The sequence below is a fragment of the Pseudomonas sp. GW101-3H06 genome (assembly GCF_059424605.1).
This window is the reverse complement of record NZ_JBWKZO010000001.1, coordinates 2,517,114-2,533,700: the sequence shown is the minus strand read 5'-3', so window position 1 is coordinate 2,533,700 and position 16,587 is coordinate 2,517,114. Positions and strand designations below refer to the sequence as shown.

Annotated in this window: 16 protein-coding genes; 9 read left to right on the top strand and 7 right to left on the bottom strand. The window is 60.3% G+C overall.

Annotated features, from left to right (window positions below; translation table 11 throughout):
• Positions 1-57: 57 nt before the first annotated feature.
• The gene (locus AC07ZE_RS11570) at positions 58-1,377 is read right to left on the bottom strand and encodes an Nramp family divalent metal transporter (protein WP_207264567.1); all 1,320 of its coding nucleotides are present in this window, start codon (positions 1,375-1,377) and stop codon (positions 58-60) included.
• A gap of 177 nt (positions 1,378-1,554) precedes the next feature.
• On the opposite strand from AC07ZE_RS11570, the gene AC07ZE_RS11565 reads away from it, so the two are divergent.
• From AC07ZE_RS11565 to AC07ZE_RS11555, 3 genes are all read left to right on the top strand, one after another.
• A complete protein-coding gene (locus AC07ZE_RS11565; protein WP_207264558.1) occupies positions 1,555-2,352 on the top strand; it encodes a hypothetical protein in 798 nt (265 codons plus the stop codon).
• A gap of 56 nt (positions 2,353-2,408) precedes the next feature.
• On the top strand, positions 2,409-3,326 hold the full coding sequence (gene yddG / locus AC07ZE_RS11560) for an aromatic amino acid exporter YddG (RefSeq protein WP_207264556.1): 918 nt from the start codon (positions 2,409-2,411) through the stop codon (positions 3,324-3,326).
• Between the two features lie 161 nt (positions 3,327-3,487).
• The gene (locus AC07ZE_RS11555) at positions 3,488-4,060 is read left to right on the top strand and encodes a DcrB/PsbP domain-containing protein (protein ID WP_207264554.1); all 573 of its coding nucleotides are present in this window, start codon (positions 3,488-3,490) and stop codon (positions 4,058-4,060) included.
• Positions 4,061-4,063: 3 nt separating this feature from the next.
• Here the strand turns inward: AC07ZE_RS11555 and AC07ZE_RS11550 are convergent, their stop codons facing one another.
• The 3 genes from AC07ZE_RS11550 to AC07ZE_RS11540 all read right to left on the bottom strand — a co-directional run bounded on the left by AC07ZE_RS11550 (position 4,064) and on the right by AC07ZE_RS11540 (position 6,969).
• A complete protein-coding gene (locus AC07ZE_RS11550; protein WP_207264553.1) occupies positions 4,064-4,780 on the bottom strand; it encodes an alpha/beta hydrolase in 717 nt (238 codons plus the stop codon).
• A 158-nt stretch (positions 4,781-4,938) separates the two neighbouring features.
• Entirely contained in the window at positions 4,939-6,051 is a 1,113-nt protein-coding gene (locus AC07ZE_RS11545) for a succinylglutamate desuccinylase/aspartoacylase family protein (protein ID WP_207264550.1), read from the bottom strand.
• Positions 6,052-6,189: 138 nt separating this feature from the next.
• Positions 6,190-6,969 (bottom strand): ABC transporter substrate-binding protein, encoded by a 780-nt coding sequence (locus AC07ZE_RS11540; protein WP_207264548.1) that lies wholly within the window; start codon positions 6,967-6,969, stop codon positions 6,190-6,192.
• A 214-nt stretch (positions 6,970-7,183) separates the two neighbouring features.
• On the opposite strand from AC07ZE_RS11540, the gene AC07ZE_RS11535 reads away from it, so the two are divergent.
• Positions 7,184-7,825, top strand: a complete 642-nt coding sequence (locus AC07ZE_RS11535) for a type 1 glutamine amidotransferase (RefSeq protein ID WP_207264546.1) — start codon at positions 7,184-7,186, stop codon at positions 7,823-7,825.
• Between the two features lie 40 nt (positions 7,826-7,865).
• Here the strand turns inward: AC07ZE_RS11535 and AC07ZE_RS11530 are convergent, their stop codons facing one another.
• The gene (locus AC07ZE_RS11530; RefSeq protein ID WP_207264544.1) at positions 7,866-8,300 is read right to left on the bottom strand and encodes a rhodanese-like domain-containing protein; all 435 of its coding nucleotides are present in this window, start codon (positions 8,298-8,300) and stop codon (positions 7,866-7,868) included.
• Between the two features lie 101 nt (positions 8,301-8,401).
• Between AC07ZE_RS11530 and ftrA the strand changes: the two genes are divergently transcribed.
• Positions 8,402-9,376, top strand: coding sequence for a transcriptional regulator FtrA (gene ftrA / locus AC07ZE_RS11525; RefSeq protein ID WP_207264542.1), 975 nt, complete (start codon positions 8,402-8,404; stop codon positions 9,374-9,376).
• A gap of 29 nt (positions 9,377-9,405) precedes the next feature.
• Here ftrA and cobF read toward each other — a convergent pair whose 3' ends face one another.
• Both cobF and AC07ZE_RS11515 read right to left on the bottom strand, forming a co-directional pair.
• On the bottom strand, positions 9,406-10,161 hold the full coding sequence (gene cobF / locus AC07ZE_RS11520; RefSeq protein ID WP_207264540.1) for a precorrin-6A synthase (deacetylating): 756 nt from the start codon (positions 10,159-10,161) through the stop codon (positions 9,406-9,408).
• Positions 10,161-10,733, bottom strand: coding sequence for a histidine phosphatase family protein (locus tag AC07ZE_RS11515; protein WP_207264537.1), 573 nt, complete (start codon positions 10,731-10,733; stop codon positions 10,161-10,163). Before AC07ZE_RS11515 ends, cobF begins: the two co-directional genes overlap by 1 nt.
• A 575-nt stretch (positions 10,734-11,308) precedes the next feature.
• On the opposite strand from AC07ZE_RS11515, the gene AC07ZE_RS11510 reads away from it, so the two are divergent.
• From AC07ZE_RS11510 to AC07ZE_RS11495, 4 genes are all read left to right on the top strand, one after another.
• Complete coding sequence (locus AC07ZE_RS11510) at positions 11,309-12,325, top strand: arginine N-succinyltransferase (RefSeq protein WP_207264535.1); 1,017 nt, start codon at positions 11,309-11,311, stop codon at positions 12,323-12,325.
• Positions 12,326-12,386: 61 nt separating this feature from the next.
• Positions 12,387-13,421, top strand: coding sequence for an arginine N-succinyltransferase (gene astA, locus AC07ZE_RS11505; RefSeq protein WP_207264533.1), 1,035 nt, complete (start codon positions 12,387-12,389; stop codon positions 13,419-13,421).
• A 136-nt stretch (positions 13,422-13,557) separates the two neighbouring features.
• Positions 13,558-14,427 (top strand): isocitrate lyase/PEP mutase family protein, encoded by an 870-nt coding sequence (locus AC07ZE_RS11500; RefSeq protein ID WP_095193476.1) that lies wholly within the window; start codon positions 13,558-13,560, stop codon positions 14,425-14,427.
• Positions 14,428-15,129: 702 nt separating this feature from the next.
• Positions 15,130-16,581 carry a flavin-containing monooxygenase gene (locus tag AC07ZE_RS11495; RefSeq protein WP_207264530.1) on the top strand — a complete coding sequence of 484 codons (1,452 nt, stop codon included), beginning with the start codon at positions 15,130-15,132 and terminating at the stop codon, positions 16,579-16,581.
• Positions 16,582-16,587: the final 6 nt, after the last annotated feature.

Genomic DNA, 16,587 nt, shown 5'->3' with positions numbered 1-16,587 from the left:
ACATTTGGAATGCATTCACCCTGTGGGAGCGGGCTTGCCCGCGATGAGTCCGCCCAGTCACCCAAAGAGCTGCAGGATCAACCAGCTATTAGCCCCACTGATCACTGCAAACAATCCCCAAGCCAGAAGCTTTGTCGGCATCCTATTCACAAACGGCCCCATCAGTTTCTGATCATTGGTCATCCGTATCAGCGGATACAGCGCAAACGGCAACTGCAGGCTCAGCACCACCTGGCTCAACACCAACAGCTTGCCCACCGCATCATCCCCCATCAGCCACACGCCAATGAACGCCGGGATAAGCGCGAGCCCACGGGTGATCAGGCGTCGTTGCCAGCATGGCAGCCGCAGATTCAGGAAACCCTCCATGATCACCTGGCCGGCGATGGTGCCGGTGAAAGTCGAACTCTGCCCCGATGCCAACAAGGCGACGCCGAACAGCACACTGGCCAGCGCCCCGCCCACCAGTGGGTCAAGCAAGTGATAGGCATCTTGAATGTCCACGACATCGGTATGCCCGGTCTTGTGGAACGCGGCGGCGGCGAGGATCAGGATCGCCGCGTTGACCATGAGCGCCAGGGCCAGGGAGCCGATGGTGTCGATACGCGCCAGTTTGACCGCGTCCTGCTTGCTGGCCTGGTCCTTGCCGATCAGCCGCGTTTGCACGATCGAGGTGTGCAGGTACAGGTTATGCGGCATCACCGTGGCTCCGAGAATGCCGATGGCGAGGTACAAGGGTGCGGCATCGGCGAGAGCGGACAATGATGGCGTGAAGCCTTGGGCGACCTCCGGCCAGTAGGGCTTGATCAACAGCAGTTCGACAAAAAAACATGCGCCAATGGTGCCCACCAGCACCAGCATGATCGCTTCCAGACGACGGAAGCCACGGTTCTGCAAGGCCAGCACCAGCAAGGTGTCGAATGCCGTGAGGGCGATGCCGAAAGTCAGCGAACAGCCCAGCAACAGATGAAACGCCAAGGCACAGCCGAGCACTTCGGCGAGGTCCGTGGCAATGATCGAGATTTCCGCCAGCACCCACTGCGTACGTGCCGTCCGTGTGCTGTAGCGCTCCCGGCACAGTTGCGCCAGGTCACGCCCGGTGGCGATGCCCAGTCGCGAACACAGGCACTGCACCACCATCCCCGCCAGACTCGCCAGCAGCACCACGAACAACAGGCTGTAGCCAAACCGCGACCCCGCCTCGATGGCAGTCGCCCAGTTGCCCGGGTCCATATAGCCGATGGATACCAGCAAACCGGGACCGGCAAAGCGCAGGACACGTTTGAAAAATGGCGCGCCGGGATCAACGGCAACGGTGCCCGCCACTTCCGGCGGACAAAACGGCGCGGTGCCGACTTTGGGCAAACTGAATTTCACGCGATGATCCATCAACAGGTGGGAAGGCGCCCAGATTAGACGGTTCGACGCACGCACAACACCCTGCGGCAGCGTCTGCTTGCATTGTGTTTTTTGTATACAAAATTTGCATGCATATAGAGCAATCCATTTCGCGCAGTGCTAACGTGTTGGCCTGACACAGGTGGAGACGTACGCGTGCTTTTGCTCAAACTGCTGGTGATTCCAGGTTTTCTGCTGCTCATTTCCCTGGCCGGCAAGCGCTGGGGGCCGAGCGTGGCGGGTTGGTTGTCGGGATTGCCGGTAGTGGTCGGGCCGATTCTGTTCTTCCTGGCCATCGAACAGGGCGAACTGTTCGCCGCACAATCGGCCCTGGCAGCGCTGTCAGCCATGTTCGCGATGATTGCCTTCTGCGTCACCTATGCGCAGGTCGCCCAGAGGGCACAATGGCCGCTGGCGCTGACGATTTCGCTGTCAGTCTGGGCGGCAGTCGCCGTGGTGCTGTCGTTGATCCCGCCGTCACTGCTGGTATCCGTGCTTGCCGCCGCCTCTGCCCTTTTGGCCGCGCCCTACCTGTTCCCCTCGGTGCAACCGATCGTTTCCGGCCCGGCGCCAAAGTCCGACAAACTGCTGCTGCGCATGGTCGCCGGCGCCCTGCTGACCCTGGCCGTTACCCTGCTCGCCAGCACCGTCGGCGACCGCTGGAGCGGGCTGCTTGCTGTGTTCCCGGTGCTGGGCAGCGTGATGGCGGTGTTCTCCCAGCAAACCCGTGGCCCGGCGTTTACCGCTGCCCTGCTGCGCGCAACGGCGACCGGTATGTATTCATTCTCGGCGTTCTGCCTGGTATTGGCGCTGGCGTTACCCGGCATGGGGATGAGCGCGTTTGCCCTCGGCGTGGCCGTGTCGGTGGCGATGCTGGGCGTGACCAAGCGCCTGCTGGCGCGGCCTTTGGGCCCGGTGACGGCGGACGCTGGACGAACCGCGATCAAGCGCTAAGCTGCATCAGGTCATCGGGCAAGGAAGTCGCCCGTTCAACGACTGAAGGAACAGACATGGCCACGTCTCGCGTCCGTAGTGCCCACTCCGCCACCGCGGTCGGCGTGATCGCGATCTTTCTCTGGTCGTGTCTGGCGTTACTGACCACCCTCACCGAAGGCCTGCCGCCGTTTGAAGTGTTGACCCTGAGCTTCGGCGTGGCGTTTGTCGCCAGCCTGCTCATCCTGGGACGCCACGGAATCAGCGGGTTCAACAGCTGGCGCCAACCCTGGGCGGTATGGGCGACCGGCTTTGTCGGCATCTTCGTTTATCACGCGCTGTACTTTTTCGCCCTCAAGGCCGCGCCGGCGGCCGAAGCCAGCCTGATCAATTACCTGTGGCCGCTGTTATTGGTGCTGCTGTCGGCCTTCGCCGCCGCGGAGAAGCTGCACAAGCGCCAGGTATTCGGCGCCCTGCTGGGCCTGGCGGGCACGGCGTTCATCATGCAGCAACGCGACTCGGACTCCGCCGCCGCGATGCCGATCCCCGGATACCTCGCGGCGTTCGGTTGTGCCTTGATCTGGGCCGGTTATTCGGTGTTCAACCGTCGCTTCAAGGAAGTGCCGAGCAGCATCATCGGGGGCATCTGCGGCATGTCTGCGGTGGGCGGCCTGATTTTTCACCTGGCTTTCGAGACCACGGTGTGGCCCGACGCGCGTCAGTGGGCAGCGCTTGTCGTTCTCGGGCTGGGACCGGCGGGGCTGGCGTTTTTTGCCTGGGACCACGCCACCAAACACGGCAACCTGGCCACGTTGGGCGCGCTGTCCTACCTGGCTCCGCTGATTTCCACTCTGCTGCTGATCGTCGTCGGGCGCAGCCACGCCAGCCCGCTGCTGATGATCCCCGCATTACTGATTATTGCCGGTGCGGCCATCGCCACTTCACAGCCGACGGTCAAAACACCTACAACACCCTCGATCGTTTCGCACGAATAGCCCAACAACTCCGTACACTCAGCAACGGCGGCAGTAACCGTTCGTGTTCCTGGCGATGGCACCCAGCATCAATGACCGTCCGTTAGCCCACACTGGAATGCCCGCCAACCTCCATGGGATGATCGCCGCCCCACTGCGCGACCATCCCTGGAGATTCACCCATGTCACTGTTGAGTAAAAAAGCCGTTGTCCTGTTGCTGGCGGCGGTCGCCACATTGGGGGCTTTGAATGCGCAGGCGGCCAAGGCCCCGGCCAAAGAAGCAGCATCGACACAGAAAGTCTCGATGCTCGGCGGCAAGTTCACGTTCACCCTGCCAAAAGGCTTTGTCGCCAACGCGCTGCCAAGCAGCCCTACCGGTGCAAGCGGCACCATGTATGCCAACGAAACGACCAAGACCGTGGTGATCGCAGCTGAAAACAGCCTGCCGGATGGCACCAAGGTCAAGGACAACGACGGTGCGTTTCTTGACGGCACCGCGGCCGACTTCGACGCGGCACAACGCAAGGCCCTGCCGGACTACAACAAGCTCAGTGAAAAAAGCCTGACCCTGAAAAGTACCGGGCTGGGTGTGCGTCAAATCGACAGCACCGCCAGCCAGGGTGGCGGCATGACCCTCAACACCACACTGATGGCGGCGTCCGGTAATCGCATGACCGTAATTCAGGTCATTTCCCGCCCTGGCGACATGGCAGCCCACGAGACGCTGATCAAGCAGATCGTCAGCGGCAAATAAGCGTCAAGGGTTGAGGCGCTGCAACCAGGCGCTCAAATCCTGCATTTCTTCGGCGCTGATGCTATGGCCTACACCCTGGTACGCGTGAAACTCAGGCTCGAGTGAGATGCTCTGCAACAGGCTGTTGGCCTCGGTGCCGTCGCTGTACGGCAGACGTTTGTCCGCCGTGCCATGACCGATGAAAATCGCCAGTGACCGGCGTTTTTCATCCGGTTTCAATTCGGACCTGAGCACCGGCAGAATCCGCCCGCTCAACGCGGCGATCCCGCCCACGGCCTGGGGATGCCGCAGGGCGACTTCGTAGGACATGATCGCGCCCTGGCTGAATCCCACCAGAAACACTTTGTCCGGTTCGGTGTGATACTTGCGCGCCGCTTGTACGACGAAATCCAGCAGTAACTGGCCGCTGGACTTCAGATCGTCGGTCTCACCGTTGTAGGCACCTTCACCCTTCTTGCGAAACCACTGGTAGCGGCCCTCTTCCATCACCATCGGCGCCCGCACCGACAGGTAGTTGTATTGCGCGGGCAGCTCATCCTTGATGCCGAACAGGTCCTGCTCGTTACTGCCGTACCCGTGGAGGAAAATCACCAGGGGCTGATCGCGGGAATCGGGGTTGGCCTGTTCCAGATATTTGAGCGGCAGGTCGGTTTGCAGCGGGGTTTGAGCGTGGACAGCGGCAGATGCCAGCAACGTGAGCAGAGCGAGAATCTTCAACATAAGCCTTCCTTCACAGTGCGCAGGATTCGGAGCAGAGCCTAACACTGTGAGACAGACAGGGACATTTCAGGTGAAGCCGAGTGCCGCTTTCGTCGGAACGCCGCCCGTAGCGGGCTTGCTCGCGAAGAGGCCATCAGCCGCGCAACAAACTTCTACTGTCAGTCGTTAATGAGCTTGCCCATCCGAATCGGCTCACGCCCCGCCACTTTCGCCTGCCAGGTCCCCGGCTGCGTATAGCGCCCGCGATCGATGGCAAACAACACGCCACGGGTGCCCGCCCGCACGGTAGTGACCGTGTCGCTCAACGGGTCGACCACTTCAAACAGTGCATCGCCTTTCTCCACCCATTCACCAGCCTCGCGCAGAAAACTGACCACGCCGTGATGGGGTGCGAACAGGTATTGGGTGCCTTCGAACGGCATGCCCTCGCAGCACTCATCCGGCGCCACAGGCCAGTTGCCCTTGATGAAACCCTGCTCAGCGAGAAAGCCCAGAATCGCCTCACAATTGGCTTGCGCCTGGTCGACTCGGGTGTCACCCATGCTACCCAGTTCCAGGGTGGTCGCCAGGTTGGCCGGTGGAATCGCCGCATCGGGGAACGCCCTGGCCAGGCGTAGCCATGGCGAGGAACAGGACTCGTCGAATGAACTGCCGCCGGAATCTTCACACAGCAGCGCCACGCCGGCCTTCAAGCGCGCCGCCAGGGATCGCCACTGCGGCCAGTGTTGCGGCAAGGCGTAAATATGAATGGCCGCGTCGAAGTCGCAATGCAGATCGAGGGTGATGTCGGCGTCGCAGGCATGACGCAGCAACAAACGATGCATCGCCTCCAGTTGTGAAGCCGGAGCCGGCAAGCCGTCGAGCACTTGGCCCATGGCCTGGCGGATCAGTGCGATATTGGCCTCGGCATCACCGCCCAGACGATCACCGATCAACTGCGCCACCGGGGCACTGAGTTCGACGAATGCGCGATTGAAGTTCTTGCCACTGCCGAGTTCGAAACGCCCCATGTGACTGCCTTGCAAGTGCTGATCGAGACCGATGGGGTTGGCCACCGGCACCAGCTCGATCACCCCTTGCAACTGCCCCTGGCTTTCCAGCTCGTTCAGGCGTTTCTTCAATTCCCAGGCCGTGCGCATGCCCGGCAACTCATCGGCGTGCAGACTGGCCTGGATGTAGACCTTGCGCGTGCCGGTGCCATAACGGAAGACGCTGAGGGTGCGCTCGGTTCCGAGGTGGCTCCAGGGCAGTGGGTGGTCGATGCGTTGCATGGCGGAACTCCTGATATCTGAACGGCGAGATCAGCTGTGGGAGCGAGCCTGCTCGCTTCCACAGGGTTCTCATATCAATAGAGAAAGCATAAAAAAAGTGGCCACCGCGTCAACGGGGCCACTTTTTTCTACGGCGTATTAATGGCCGTAAACGTCAAAATCGAAGTACTTGTCCTGTACTTGCTTGTACTTGCCGTTGACGCGGATTTCGGTGATGGCGGTGTTGAATTTGTCCGCCAGTTCCTTATCGCCTTTGCGCACAGCAATACCGGCGCCGCCGCCGAAGTATTTGGCATCTTCATAGGTCGGGCCTACGAAAGCGAAGCCTTTACCGGCGTCGGTCTTCAGGAAACCGTCATCGAGGTTGACCGAGTCGGCCAGCAGCGCGTCGACGCGACCGGAAACCATGTCCAGGTTGGCTTCCTGCTGAGAGCCGTAACGAACCAGCTCGATACCGGCCGGCACCAGCACTTCAGTGGCGAAGCGGTCGTGAGTACTGGCGCGCAGCACACCGACCTTCTTGCCTTTGAGTTCGGTCAGCGGATCCTTGATGTCGGTGCCTGCTTTCATCACGAAACGCGCTGGGGTGTGATAGTACTTGATGGTGAAATCGACGTTTTTCTTGCGGTCATCGGTGATGGTCATGGAGGACAGAATGGCGTCGATTTTCTTGACCTTCAGTGCCGGGATCAGACCGTCGAACTCTTGTTCGACCCAGGTGCACTTCACTTTCATCTGCTCGCACAGCGCGTCGCCGATATCGACGTCGAAACCGGTGAGTTTGCCGTCAGGGGTTTTCATCGAGAATGGCGGGTAACCGGCTTCGATACCGATGCGGATCGGCTTGGCGTCTTCGGCCACGGCGGTCAGGGACAACATTGACAGTGCCAGGGCACCGAACATCACTAGCTTCTTCATTTATAACTCCTGTGTGCGGAGGCTTTTATTGGCAGCTTTGGATAGGCAGCTTTCGGTCGTTCGCTTGTGGCGGACAGGGACCGAAGAGGCCGGCAGTCTAGAGTGGCTTGGGCGGTGGCACAAGATTTCGGCGGCGTTGCGACTGAAGAACCGTGCTGGCGACGAGCCTTTTTTTGCGGCACATTGAGTGCCAATCTGTCTTGAGAAAAGCGTGATGTTCGAGTTGAACCTGATCCAGCACCACCCCGCCGAGGGTCCTGGCGCCATCGCGGCGTGGGCCGACGCCCGTGGCGTGAAGCTGAACGTCTTTCGCGCCGACCTCGGTCAACTGCCCGCAGCCAGCGCGGCGCCAGTGATTCTGTTGGGTGGGCCCTATGAATCCAATGCCGGGCCTGCATGGCTGCAAGCCGAACGCCAGTGGCTGGCACAGAGTCTGGAGCAAGGTGCGGCCGTATTCGCCATTTGCCTGGGGGCACAATTACTGGCCCTGGGCCTGGGGGGTAATGTGCGGCGCATGGAGCGAATTGAAACGGGTTGGACATGCGTTACCTTTATTGATGGTCAGCGTCTGAAAGTCCTGGAATGGCACGAAGACGCCATCGACTTGCCGCCGGCCGCTCAATTGTTGGCCAGCAGCGAACAGTGTGCACAGCAGATGTACCGCGTAGGCCCGACGCGGGTGGGTTTGCAGTTTCATCCGGAGTGGAATGCCGAGTCGGTGGCGGTGCTGAACCGGCATTTTGCCGAAGAGTCGCCATTGCCTCGTGACCCGCAGGACAGCGCCGCCTACCTCGCAGTCTTTGACTGGTTGCAGGTGACGCTGGATGAGTGGTGGGCGGCGTCAGCGGTTCGATGAACTCATGGCACTCATCTTTGTGGCGAGGGGTGTTTAAAGATCAGCATTCGCAACCAATATCCGTGTTCACCCGCCGCTGCACCCCGTCACTCAACTCAAACCCTTCATCCAGCCAACCGGTCACACCGCCGATCATCTCCTTGACGGGATAACCCAGCGCCGCCAGTTTCACGGCTGCCTTGTTCGCGCCATTGCAGTGCGGCCCAGCGCAATAGACCACAATCAGACTGCTTTTCGGATAGGCCGCCAGACTTTCGGCCGTGAGCAAACGTCCCGGAATATTGATCGCACCTGGCACATGACCGCGCTCGAACGCCAGCGGGCCACGCACGTCCACCAGGACAAAATCGATTTCGCCGGCCTGTTGGCTGCCGTGGACGTCGGAACAGTCGGTTTCAAAGGTCAGACGGTTGCTGAAATGCATCAGGGCGATGGCCGACGGGGCGGCAGGAATTTCGCGGACCAGGCTGGTCATGGGCAGTACTCCGGAGTGGCAGTGGATGAGAAGCGACTTTATCCACCTGCCATTCACCGCTACAGTGGCGCACAAGACACTCACCGGGAATTTTCCGCCAAATGCAGCCTGCCCCTGGATTGGTCGCGATTCTGGCCTACGACGGCCTCTGTACCTTCGAATTCGGCATCGCCGTGGAGATCTTCGGCCTGGCGCGGCCGGAATTCGATTTCCCTTGGTACGAACATCAAATCGTTGCCGTCGATCAGGGGCCGATGCGCGCCATGGGCGGCATCCAGGTAATGGCCGATGGCGGCCTGGAACTGCTCGGACAAGCCCGGACCATCATCATTCCCGGCTGGCGCGACCGCCACGCGGCCGTGCCCGAAGCGCTGCTCACAGCCCTGCGCCAGGCGCATGCCCAGGGCGCGCGGTTATTGTCGATCTGCTCAGGGGTATTCGTGCTGGCTGCCACCGGCTTGCTCAATGGTCACGGCGCCACGACGCACTGGCGCTACGCCACGGAACTGGCCGAACGTTTTCCCGACATTCTGGTGGATCCGGACGTGTTGTATGTCGATTCGGGTCAGTTGATCACATCAGCCGGCAGCGCCGCCGGCATCGACGCCTGCCTGCATCTGGTGGCACGGGATTTCGGCACCCAGGTGGCCAACACCGTGGCGCGGCGACTGGTAATGTCGCCGCAACGCACCGGTGGTCAGGCGCAGTTCATTCCAACACCGGTCAGTCCTACACCGCGCAGCGATCTTTCCCGCGTCATGCAGTGGGCGCGTGAGCGCCTTCATGAACCGCTGGAAGTGCGCGACCTGGCCAGCGAAGCAGCCATGAGCGAACGCACATTTCTGCGGCGTTTCAGCGAAGCCAGTGGCCAGTCGCCCAAGACGTGGCTGCAGCACGAACGCCTGGGTCGCGCCCGCGAACTACTGGAAAGCACGAACCAGAACACCGAGCAGATTGCCCTGCGCTGCGGTTATCGGTCAGTGGAGAGCTTCCGGGTGGCATTTCGCAGTGTGGTCGGGGTGCCGCCGTCGGTCTATCGGGAGCGGTTTGGGCGTGGGGTCAAGGCCATTTATTGAGGTGGCCTATAGGCCAGACACCCCCTATCTCAAGGCTTTCGCAGCAGATAGGTATCCATGATCCAGCCATTGGCCAACCGCGCCGCCTTGCGCACCTGCTCGATCTCATCCGCTACATCCCTGAGCTTGCCGCTGATCAGGATCTCATCCGGCGTCCCCAGATAAGCGCCCCAGAAAATCTCGGTGTCCTGATCCTCTACTTGATGGTAGGCATCTTGCGCATCGAGCATTACCACCAGGCTGTCGGCATCACTCACTTGCCCCGCTGCCAGGCGCCGGCCGGTGGTGATCTCGACCGAGCGACCAATCTGATTGAGTGTCACCTTGTGCTGCGCCGCCAGTGCCTGGACGCTGGTAATACCGGGGATGACCTCGAACTCGAACACACAGGCGCCTGACGCCAGTATCGCCTGCAGGATGCGAAGGGTGCTGTCGTACAACGCCGGATCGCCCCACACCAGGAAACCGCCGCACTGGCCGTCGGATATTTCTTCGCTGATCAGCCGCTCAAAGGTGCGTTGTTTGGCCAGGTTCAGATCATCGACACTGGCGGTGTAGTCCACATCGCCACGCTCGCGCTCCGGACTTTGCGCTTCGACAAAGCGGTAGTCACCCTCAGTAATGTAGCGCTCGCAGATTTCCCGGCGCAGATCGATCAGCTTGTCCTTGCTCTGGCCCTTGTCCATGAGGAAAAACACGTCGACCCGATTCAACGCCTTCACCGCCTGCATTGTGATGTAGTCGGGGTTGCCGGCGCCGATGCCGATGACCAAGAGTTTTTTCATCACTGCATTCCTTCGGGCTCGCTGCCCGGCAAGCGTAGCCGCCAGCAACCATTGAACCTCAACTCAATGGCCGATAACGGTTCGACATCTATCAGGTTGAACGCCGAACCTTGCAACACGGTTGTCAGCGCGGCGCGGATGATGAACGGATGAGTCATGGCAACGACATGACCGGGTGTCGCCTGCAGCGTCGCCAGCCACGCGGCCACCCGCTCGATGACCTGCGTCACGGATTCTCCACCGTGGGGCGCCGACGCCGGGTCCGCGAGCCAGCGCTCCAGCTGTCCAGGCTCGTCTTTTTGCAGATCATTTATACGAAGCCCGTTCCAGCGACCGAAATCGCAGTCCCTGAGTGCTTCGACAATCTCCACGGTAGTGCCGAACAATTCGGCGGTTTGCCGGGTCCGCAGCTCCGGAGCGCACATCAGCCTTGGCGAATCCTTGTATCGGGCGCTGAGCGAACCCTTTGCCGATTGCCAATCCATCTCCAGTGGCTCATTTGTAGGAAAACGCGCCAATTTCTGTGCGATGGTTCGAGCATGGCACATCAAGGTCAAACGGGTCGCCTGCACGAAAAATCTCTCGGTCGATAAAAGGGAAAAACGGCGTCTTGCCGTGGAATATCGCGCAATTGTGCCGTAACAAGGGTGATTGGGGGTGTTTCGTTTGAACCAATGATATAGGCTCGCGCTGGCATTTCATCGCCCACAAACAGCCTTCTCCGACACTCTTATAGGCCACGCCCTACAAGGTCGATCGACATCCGCGTAGCCACCATCCCATGAGCATGCGGTCCACGACCAGGCGCTCTGAACAGCGCGAAAATTAACTAGACATGTAACGCGCCTTAAATAAATACTGGTTTCAACGGACTATCGTTCCCATCCAGCAGGAGCCCGGATGCCCTCATTCAATGACCCGATCGTCGACTCTGGTCTGGACCTTGCACCGTCCGAACGCAAATCCCTATGTCACTCGCTGCCTCTGCACCCGTTGCATGAGTCGAGTCGGGTAGCGTTATACGAATAACGACTGATAAAAAAAGAGCGGCGCCTGCCAAGGTGACCGCCGCTTCAACGCGTGGAAACCGACAGTGATAGTCAGGTCCGGTGCCAGTCAACGGGCCCTTTGATACAGGAGTGCATCCATGCTGGTCTTGCGTCCAGTGCAGTTAACCGACCTGCCCCAGTTGCAGCGACTTGCCCGCGAAAGCCTGGTGGGCGTCACGTCCTTGCCAGACGACAGTGAACGCCTGCGCGATAAAATTCTCGATTCCTGCACGTCGTTCGAGCAAGACGTGCACAGCCCCGGCCCCGAGAACTACTTCTTCGTGCTGGAAGACCTGACGACCCAGCGCCTGGCGGGGTGTTCGGAAATTCTCGCGACGGCCGGTTTCAGCGAGCCGTTCTACAGCCTGCGCAATCGCCATTTCAACAGCGTCTCGCGGGAGCTGAACATCGAACACGACGTGCCGGCGCTATCGGTGTGCCATGACCTCAGTGGCCACACCTTGCTGCGAGGGTTCCATATCGATGCTGCGTTGGAACGCACGGCATTCTCGGAACTGTTGTCCCGGGCGAGACTGCTGTTCATTGCCGCCCATGCCCGGCGTTTTTCCGATGCGGTGATTACCGAGATCGTCGGTTACAGCAGCGACGAGGGCCAATCGCCATTCTGGGATGCCGTGGGCAAACACTTCTTCGATCTGCCCTACGTCGAGGCTGAACGACTGTGCGGCCTGGAAAGCCGCACCTTTCTCGCCGAATTGATACCGCAATACCCGATCTACGTGCCGATGCTGCCAAAGGCCGCACAAGACTGCATCGGCAGAATTCATCCCGACGGCCAGGAAGCCTTCGATATCCTGGAACGCGAGGGGTTTGAAACCAACAGCTATGTCGATCTGTTCGACGGCGGCCCTACCCTGTTTGCGCGCACCGGCGGCATCCGTTCCATCGCCCGCAGCCACACTGCTTCGGCCAAACCCGGCTCATCCATCGACGCCCGTGGTTGCTATCTGGTGAGCAACGACTCGCTGGAAAACTTTCGGGCCATCGTCGCGGAACTGGATTACATCGCCGGGCAACCTGTGATTCTGGACGCCGGCATGTGCGCAGCGTTGAAGGTCAGCGAAGGCAGCCCGGTCCGGCTGATCGCCCTGTGAGCATCCAACGGCCCGGTATCCAACGACGACGCCCGATCTGGCGCGAACAAGGAGTAGCAGCATGATTGTCCGTCCGGTCCAGGTCACCGACCTGCCCGCCTTGCTCGCGCTGGTCCGGCAAGCGGGCCGCGGATTGAGCAACCTGCCGGCCAACGAGGAGCGCCTGACCCATCGTTTGCGCTGGGCGAAACGAACCTTCGCCGAACAGGTCGAGCGCGCCGATGCCGATTACCTGTTCGTCCTTGAGGACGACGATCAGCAAGTCGTCGGCGTCAGTGCCCTGACCGGAGCTGTCGGCCTGCGCGAACCCTGGTACAACTACCGGGTCGGACTGACAGTCAGCTCATCAGCGGACCTGGGCATCAGTCGGCATATTCCGACCTTGTTCCTGAACAACGAAATGACCGGCCAATCGGAACTGTGCTCGCTGTTTCTGCGCCCCGATCAACGCCTGGGCGGTCACGGTCGACTGCTCTCCCTGGCGCGCCTGTTGTTTGTCGCAGAGTTTCCGCACCTGTTCGGCGACAAGCTTATTGCCGAACTGCGCGGGCGCGCTGACGAACAAGGTTGCTCCCCCTTTTGGGACAGCGTGGGCCGTCACTTTTTCCAAATGGATTTCAGCCATGCCGATCATTTGTCGTGGCTGGGCAACAAGTCGTTCATCGCCGAACTGATGCCACGCCAACCGCTTTACACCTGCCTGCTCACCGAACAGGCCCAGGCCGTGATCGGCAAACCTCATCCGAACAGCGAACCGGCAATGAAAATCCTTACCGTCGAGGGTTTTGCCAACCAGGGTTACATCGACATCTTCGACGCCGGCCCGGTCATCGAGGCCCCGGTGTCGAATATCCGTACCGTGCGCGACAGCCAATTGCTGGAGTTGTCCATCGGCACTCCGGACAACCAGGCGCCGATATGGCTGATCCACAATCGTCGCCTGGAAAACTGCCGGATTACCACTGCCCCGGCGCGGCAGGTCGGCAATTGCCTGGTAGTCGACCGTCTCACCGCCAAACGGCTGCAACTGCAACCCGGTGACGGGGTGCGCGGGGTACCAATGCTCAAGCAACAGGCACGGGCAGTGGCGGCTTGATCGGCAGTCACCCGAACAAAAGGCAGTAATCACGTTAAATTCGTCATCATTCCTAACATGCACCCGTGATAGCCTCTAACACTTTCGGCGTTGACACTTTTGCTCAAGCCCTTCCATTTCCATTGGTGGAACTCATATGTCCAGGCTGTCTCATCAAGATTTGCGCCGCAATTTTCGTCAACTGTTCGCTTCCAACACCTGCTACCACACCGCATCGGTCTTCGATCCGATGTCGGCACGCATTGCCGCCGATCTGGGCTTTGAAGTGGGCATCCTGGGTGGTTCGGTCGCGTCGTTACAGGTACTGGGTGCCCCTGACTTTGCCTTGATCACCCTCAGCGAATTCGCCGAGCAGGCCACCCGCATCGGCCGTGTCGCCCAATTGCCAGTGATTGCCGACGCCGACCATGGCTACGGCAACGCACTCAACGTCATGCGCACCATCGTCGAGCTCGAACGAGCCGGCGTCGCGGCCCTGACCATCGAAGACACCTTGCTGCCGGCGCAATTCGGCCGCAAATCCACCGACCTGATCACTGTCGCCGAAGGCGTCGGCAAGATTCGCGCGGCACTGGAAGCCCGGTGTGATTCAGAAATGGCCATCATCGCCCGCACCCACGCAGGGATCCTGCCGGTCCAGGAAATCATCAGCCGGACCAAGCAATACCAGGCCGCCGGCGCAGACGGCATTTGCATGGTGGGCGTGAAAGATTTCGACCATCTGGAACAGATCGCCGAACACCTGAGCGTACCGCTGATGCTGGTGACCTACGGCAACCCGGCCCTGCGCGACGACAAACGCCTGGCCGAACTGGGCGTGCGCGTCACCATCGATGGCCACGGCGCCTACTTCGCCGCGATCAAGGCGACCTACGACAGCCTGCGCGAACAGCGCCAGATCTTTACCCAGGCCTCGGATTTGAACGCGACCGAACTGACGCATACCTATACCCAGCCCGAGGAATACATCCGTTGGGCGGAAGAGTTCATGAGCGTCAAGGAGTGATGGGCAGCCGGTATGGCATCGTCGCCTGACACACCGCCTTCGCCTGAATCACCTCCACCACCGCACAACCTTCGCGCATGAGCAGATGCACGGCGCGAGTCACCCGCATGATCCCCGTTGGAAGCGGACTTGCTTGCGAAGAAGGTGTGTCAGCCAATATTTATGCTGAATGAGACACCGCCTTCGCGAGCAGGCTCGCTCCCATAATGGGTCGACGTACACCCTCTGCCTTTCACCACTCATCAGGCCGAGCGTTAGCTCGCCTTCAGCTCTTGATCTTGATCCACCCGCCCCATCGGAAGGCTGAGTGGAGGCGTTCATCCGGGGATTGGCGCGCAGCGTCGTTCGACGCAGTCGAACCCATTGCATGCAGGTGCAGCGAAGCCAACCGGAGGGCGATGCCCCCGGATGAATGCCGGAGCGAAGGAACCCCGAGCCTCAGCGAGGGGCCGGACGCCGGGGCGAGCGTTTTTTGGGTTACTTTTTTTAGGCGCTTGTAAAAAAAGTGACTCGCCGTAAGGGCGAAACCGCCAGTCGCCGTTACCGAAGGAATGGATATGTACCCAGTCAACAAAAGACAGGTCGGCTATCAGACCGCCTTCGCGGGCAAGCCTCGCGCCTACAAAAGCAAAAGCAAAAAGCGCCACAAAAACGGCTATACATGAAGATAGGGTTGGCCCCATAACGGCAAACAGGAGCCCCATGCAGACCTTTCAGGTACTGATCATCGGCAGCGGCTTTGGCGGGCAGTGTGCAGCGGTCAATTTGCTCAAGGCCGGCATCACCGACTTTCGCCTGCTGGAACGACGGGATTTCTTCGGTGGCACCTGGTGCCAGAACACCTATCCCGGCGCGGCGGTCGACGTGCCCTCGCCGCTCTACTCGTTGTCCTTCGCCCCTTACCGCTGGACGCAGATGTTCGCCGAACAGGCCGAATTGCATCGCTACACCCGTTATGTGGTGGAGCGCTTCGGCCTGCGCGACCGGGTGGAATTGCACGCCAATGTCGAGTGCGTGGAATGGAACGATGAGGGCAAACGCTGGGCGGTACACACCAGCAAAGGCACGTTTCATGCGCAGTTCCTGATCAATGCCACCGGGCCGCTGAGTCAACCGGTGGTGCCACGCTTCAAGGGCCAGGAACGCTTTCAGGGCAAGACCTTTCACACCAATAACTGGGACCATTCCTACGATTACCGGCAAAAACGCGTGGCCATCGTCGGTAGCGGTGCCAGCGCGGCCCAGGTGATTCCGGCGATTGCCCCTAACGTCGGGCACTTGCATGTATTCCAACGCACACCGCATTGGGTGCTGCCCCGGGCGGACCGCACTTTCGGCCGCTTCCAGCGCTGGCTGCTCGGGCTCAAGCCAGCCTACAAGCTGCTGCGCTGGATGATCTATTGGCAATTCGAAACCCGGGTGATTGCCTTCAAATACTCGAAACCGGCGGTGCGCATGGTCCAGCATCAGGCCCTGCGCTTCATCAAACGCCAGGTACCGGACGCCGAACTGCGTCGAAAACTCACGCCGGACTACACCATTGGCTGCAAACGGGTGATTCTGTCCAGTACGCTGTATCCGGCGTTGGCTCGCCCCAACGTGACACTGCACAGCCGCGAACAAGGGATCGCCGAGATCGACGAAACCGGCATCGTCATGCAGGACGGCCAGCACATCGACCTGGACCTGATTGTCTGGTCCACCGGTTATGACGCCACCGACGGGGTGATTTCCTACCCGGTCACCGGAAAAAATGGCACACAATTGCGAAATGTCTGGGCCGAGTACCCCCGAGCCTACCTCGGCACCAGCCTGCCGGACTTTCCCAACCTGTTCATCGTTACCGGCCCGAACACCGGGATCGGCCACACATCGGCGCTGTTCATCATCGAATCGCAGATGAATTACATCCTCGACTGCATTCGCACGTTAAAAGCACGAGGTTTGCGCAGCATCGAAGTACGCCCCGAGGCAGAACATACCTACACTGAAATGATCCATAGAGAAATGGAACGCACGGTGTGGAAGTCCGGAGGCTGCCACAGTTGGTATCAAAGCAAGAGCGGTCATGTGATTGCCATGTTTCCCGGGTTCAGTTTCAGCTTTCACCGCTTGACCCGAGCCCTGAAACCCGCCGATCACATATTGTCCTGATCCAGC

Excerpts from the sequence above, each read along its gene's own strand:
- AC07ZE_RS11545 (WP_207264550.1), bottom strand. The coding sequence starts at position 6,051 with ATGCAACGCATCGACCACCCACTGCCCTGGAGCCACCTCGGAACCGAG.
- yddG (WP_207264556.1), top strand. The coding sequence starts at position 2,409 with ATGGCCACGTCTCGCGTCCGTAGTGCCCACTCCGCCACCGCGGTCGGC.
- AC07ZE_RS11495 (WP_207264530.1), top strand. The coding sequence starts at position 15,130 with ATGCAGACCTTTCAGGTACTGATCATCGGCAGCGGCTTTGGCGGGCAG.
- cobF (WP_207264540.1), bottom strand. The coding sequence starts at position 10,161 with ATGAAAAAACTCTTGGTCATCGGCATCGGCGCCGGCAACCCCGACTAC.
- AC07ZE_RS11510 (WP_207264535.1), top strand. The coding sequence starts at position 11,309 with ATGCTGGTCTTGCGTCCAGTGCAGTTAACCGACCTGCCCCAGTTGCAG.
- AC07ZE_RS11500 (WP_095193476.1), top strand. The coding sequence starts at position 13,558 with ATGTCCAGGCTGTCTCATCAAGATTTGCGCCGCAATTTTCGTCAACTG.
- AC07ZE_RS11535 (WP_207264546.1), top strand. The coding sequence starts at position 7,184 with ATGTTCGAGTTGAACCTGATCCAGCACCACCCCGCCGAGGGTCCTGGC.
- AC07ZE_RS11550 (WP_207264553.1), bottom strand. The coding sequence starts at position 4,780 with ATGTTGAAGATTCTCGCTCTGCTCACGTTGCTGGCATCTGCCGCTGTC.
- AC07ZE_RS11555 (WP_207264554.1), top strand. The coding sequence starts at position 3,488 with ATGTCACTGTTGAGTAAAAAAGCCGTTGTCCTGTTGCTGGCGGCGGTC.
- AC07ZE_RS11530 (WP_207264544.1), bottom strand. The coding sequence starts at position 8,300 with ATGACCAGCCTGGTCCGCGAAATTCCTGCCGCCCCGTCGGCCATCGCC.
- astA (WP_207264533.1), top strand. The coding sequence starts at position 12,387 with ATGATTGTCCGTCCGGTCCAGGTCACCGACCTGCCCGCCTTGCTCGCG.
- AC07ZE_RS11540 (WP_207264548.1), bottom strand. The coding sequence starts at position 6,969 with ATGAAGAAGCTAGTGATGTTCGGTGCCCTGGCACTGTCAATGTTGTCC.
- ftrA (WP_207264542.1), top strand. The coding sequence starts at position 8,402 with ATGCAGCCTGCCCCTGGATTGGTCGCGATTCTGGCCTACGACGGCCTC.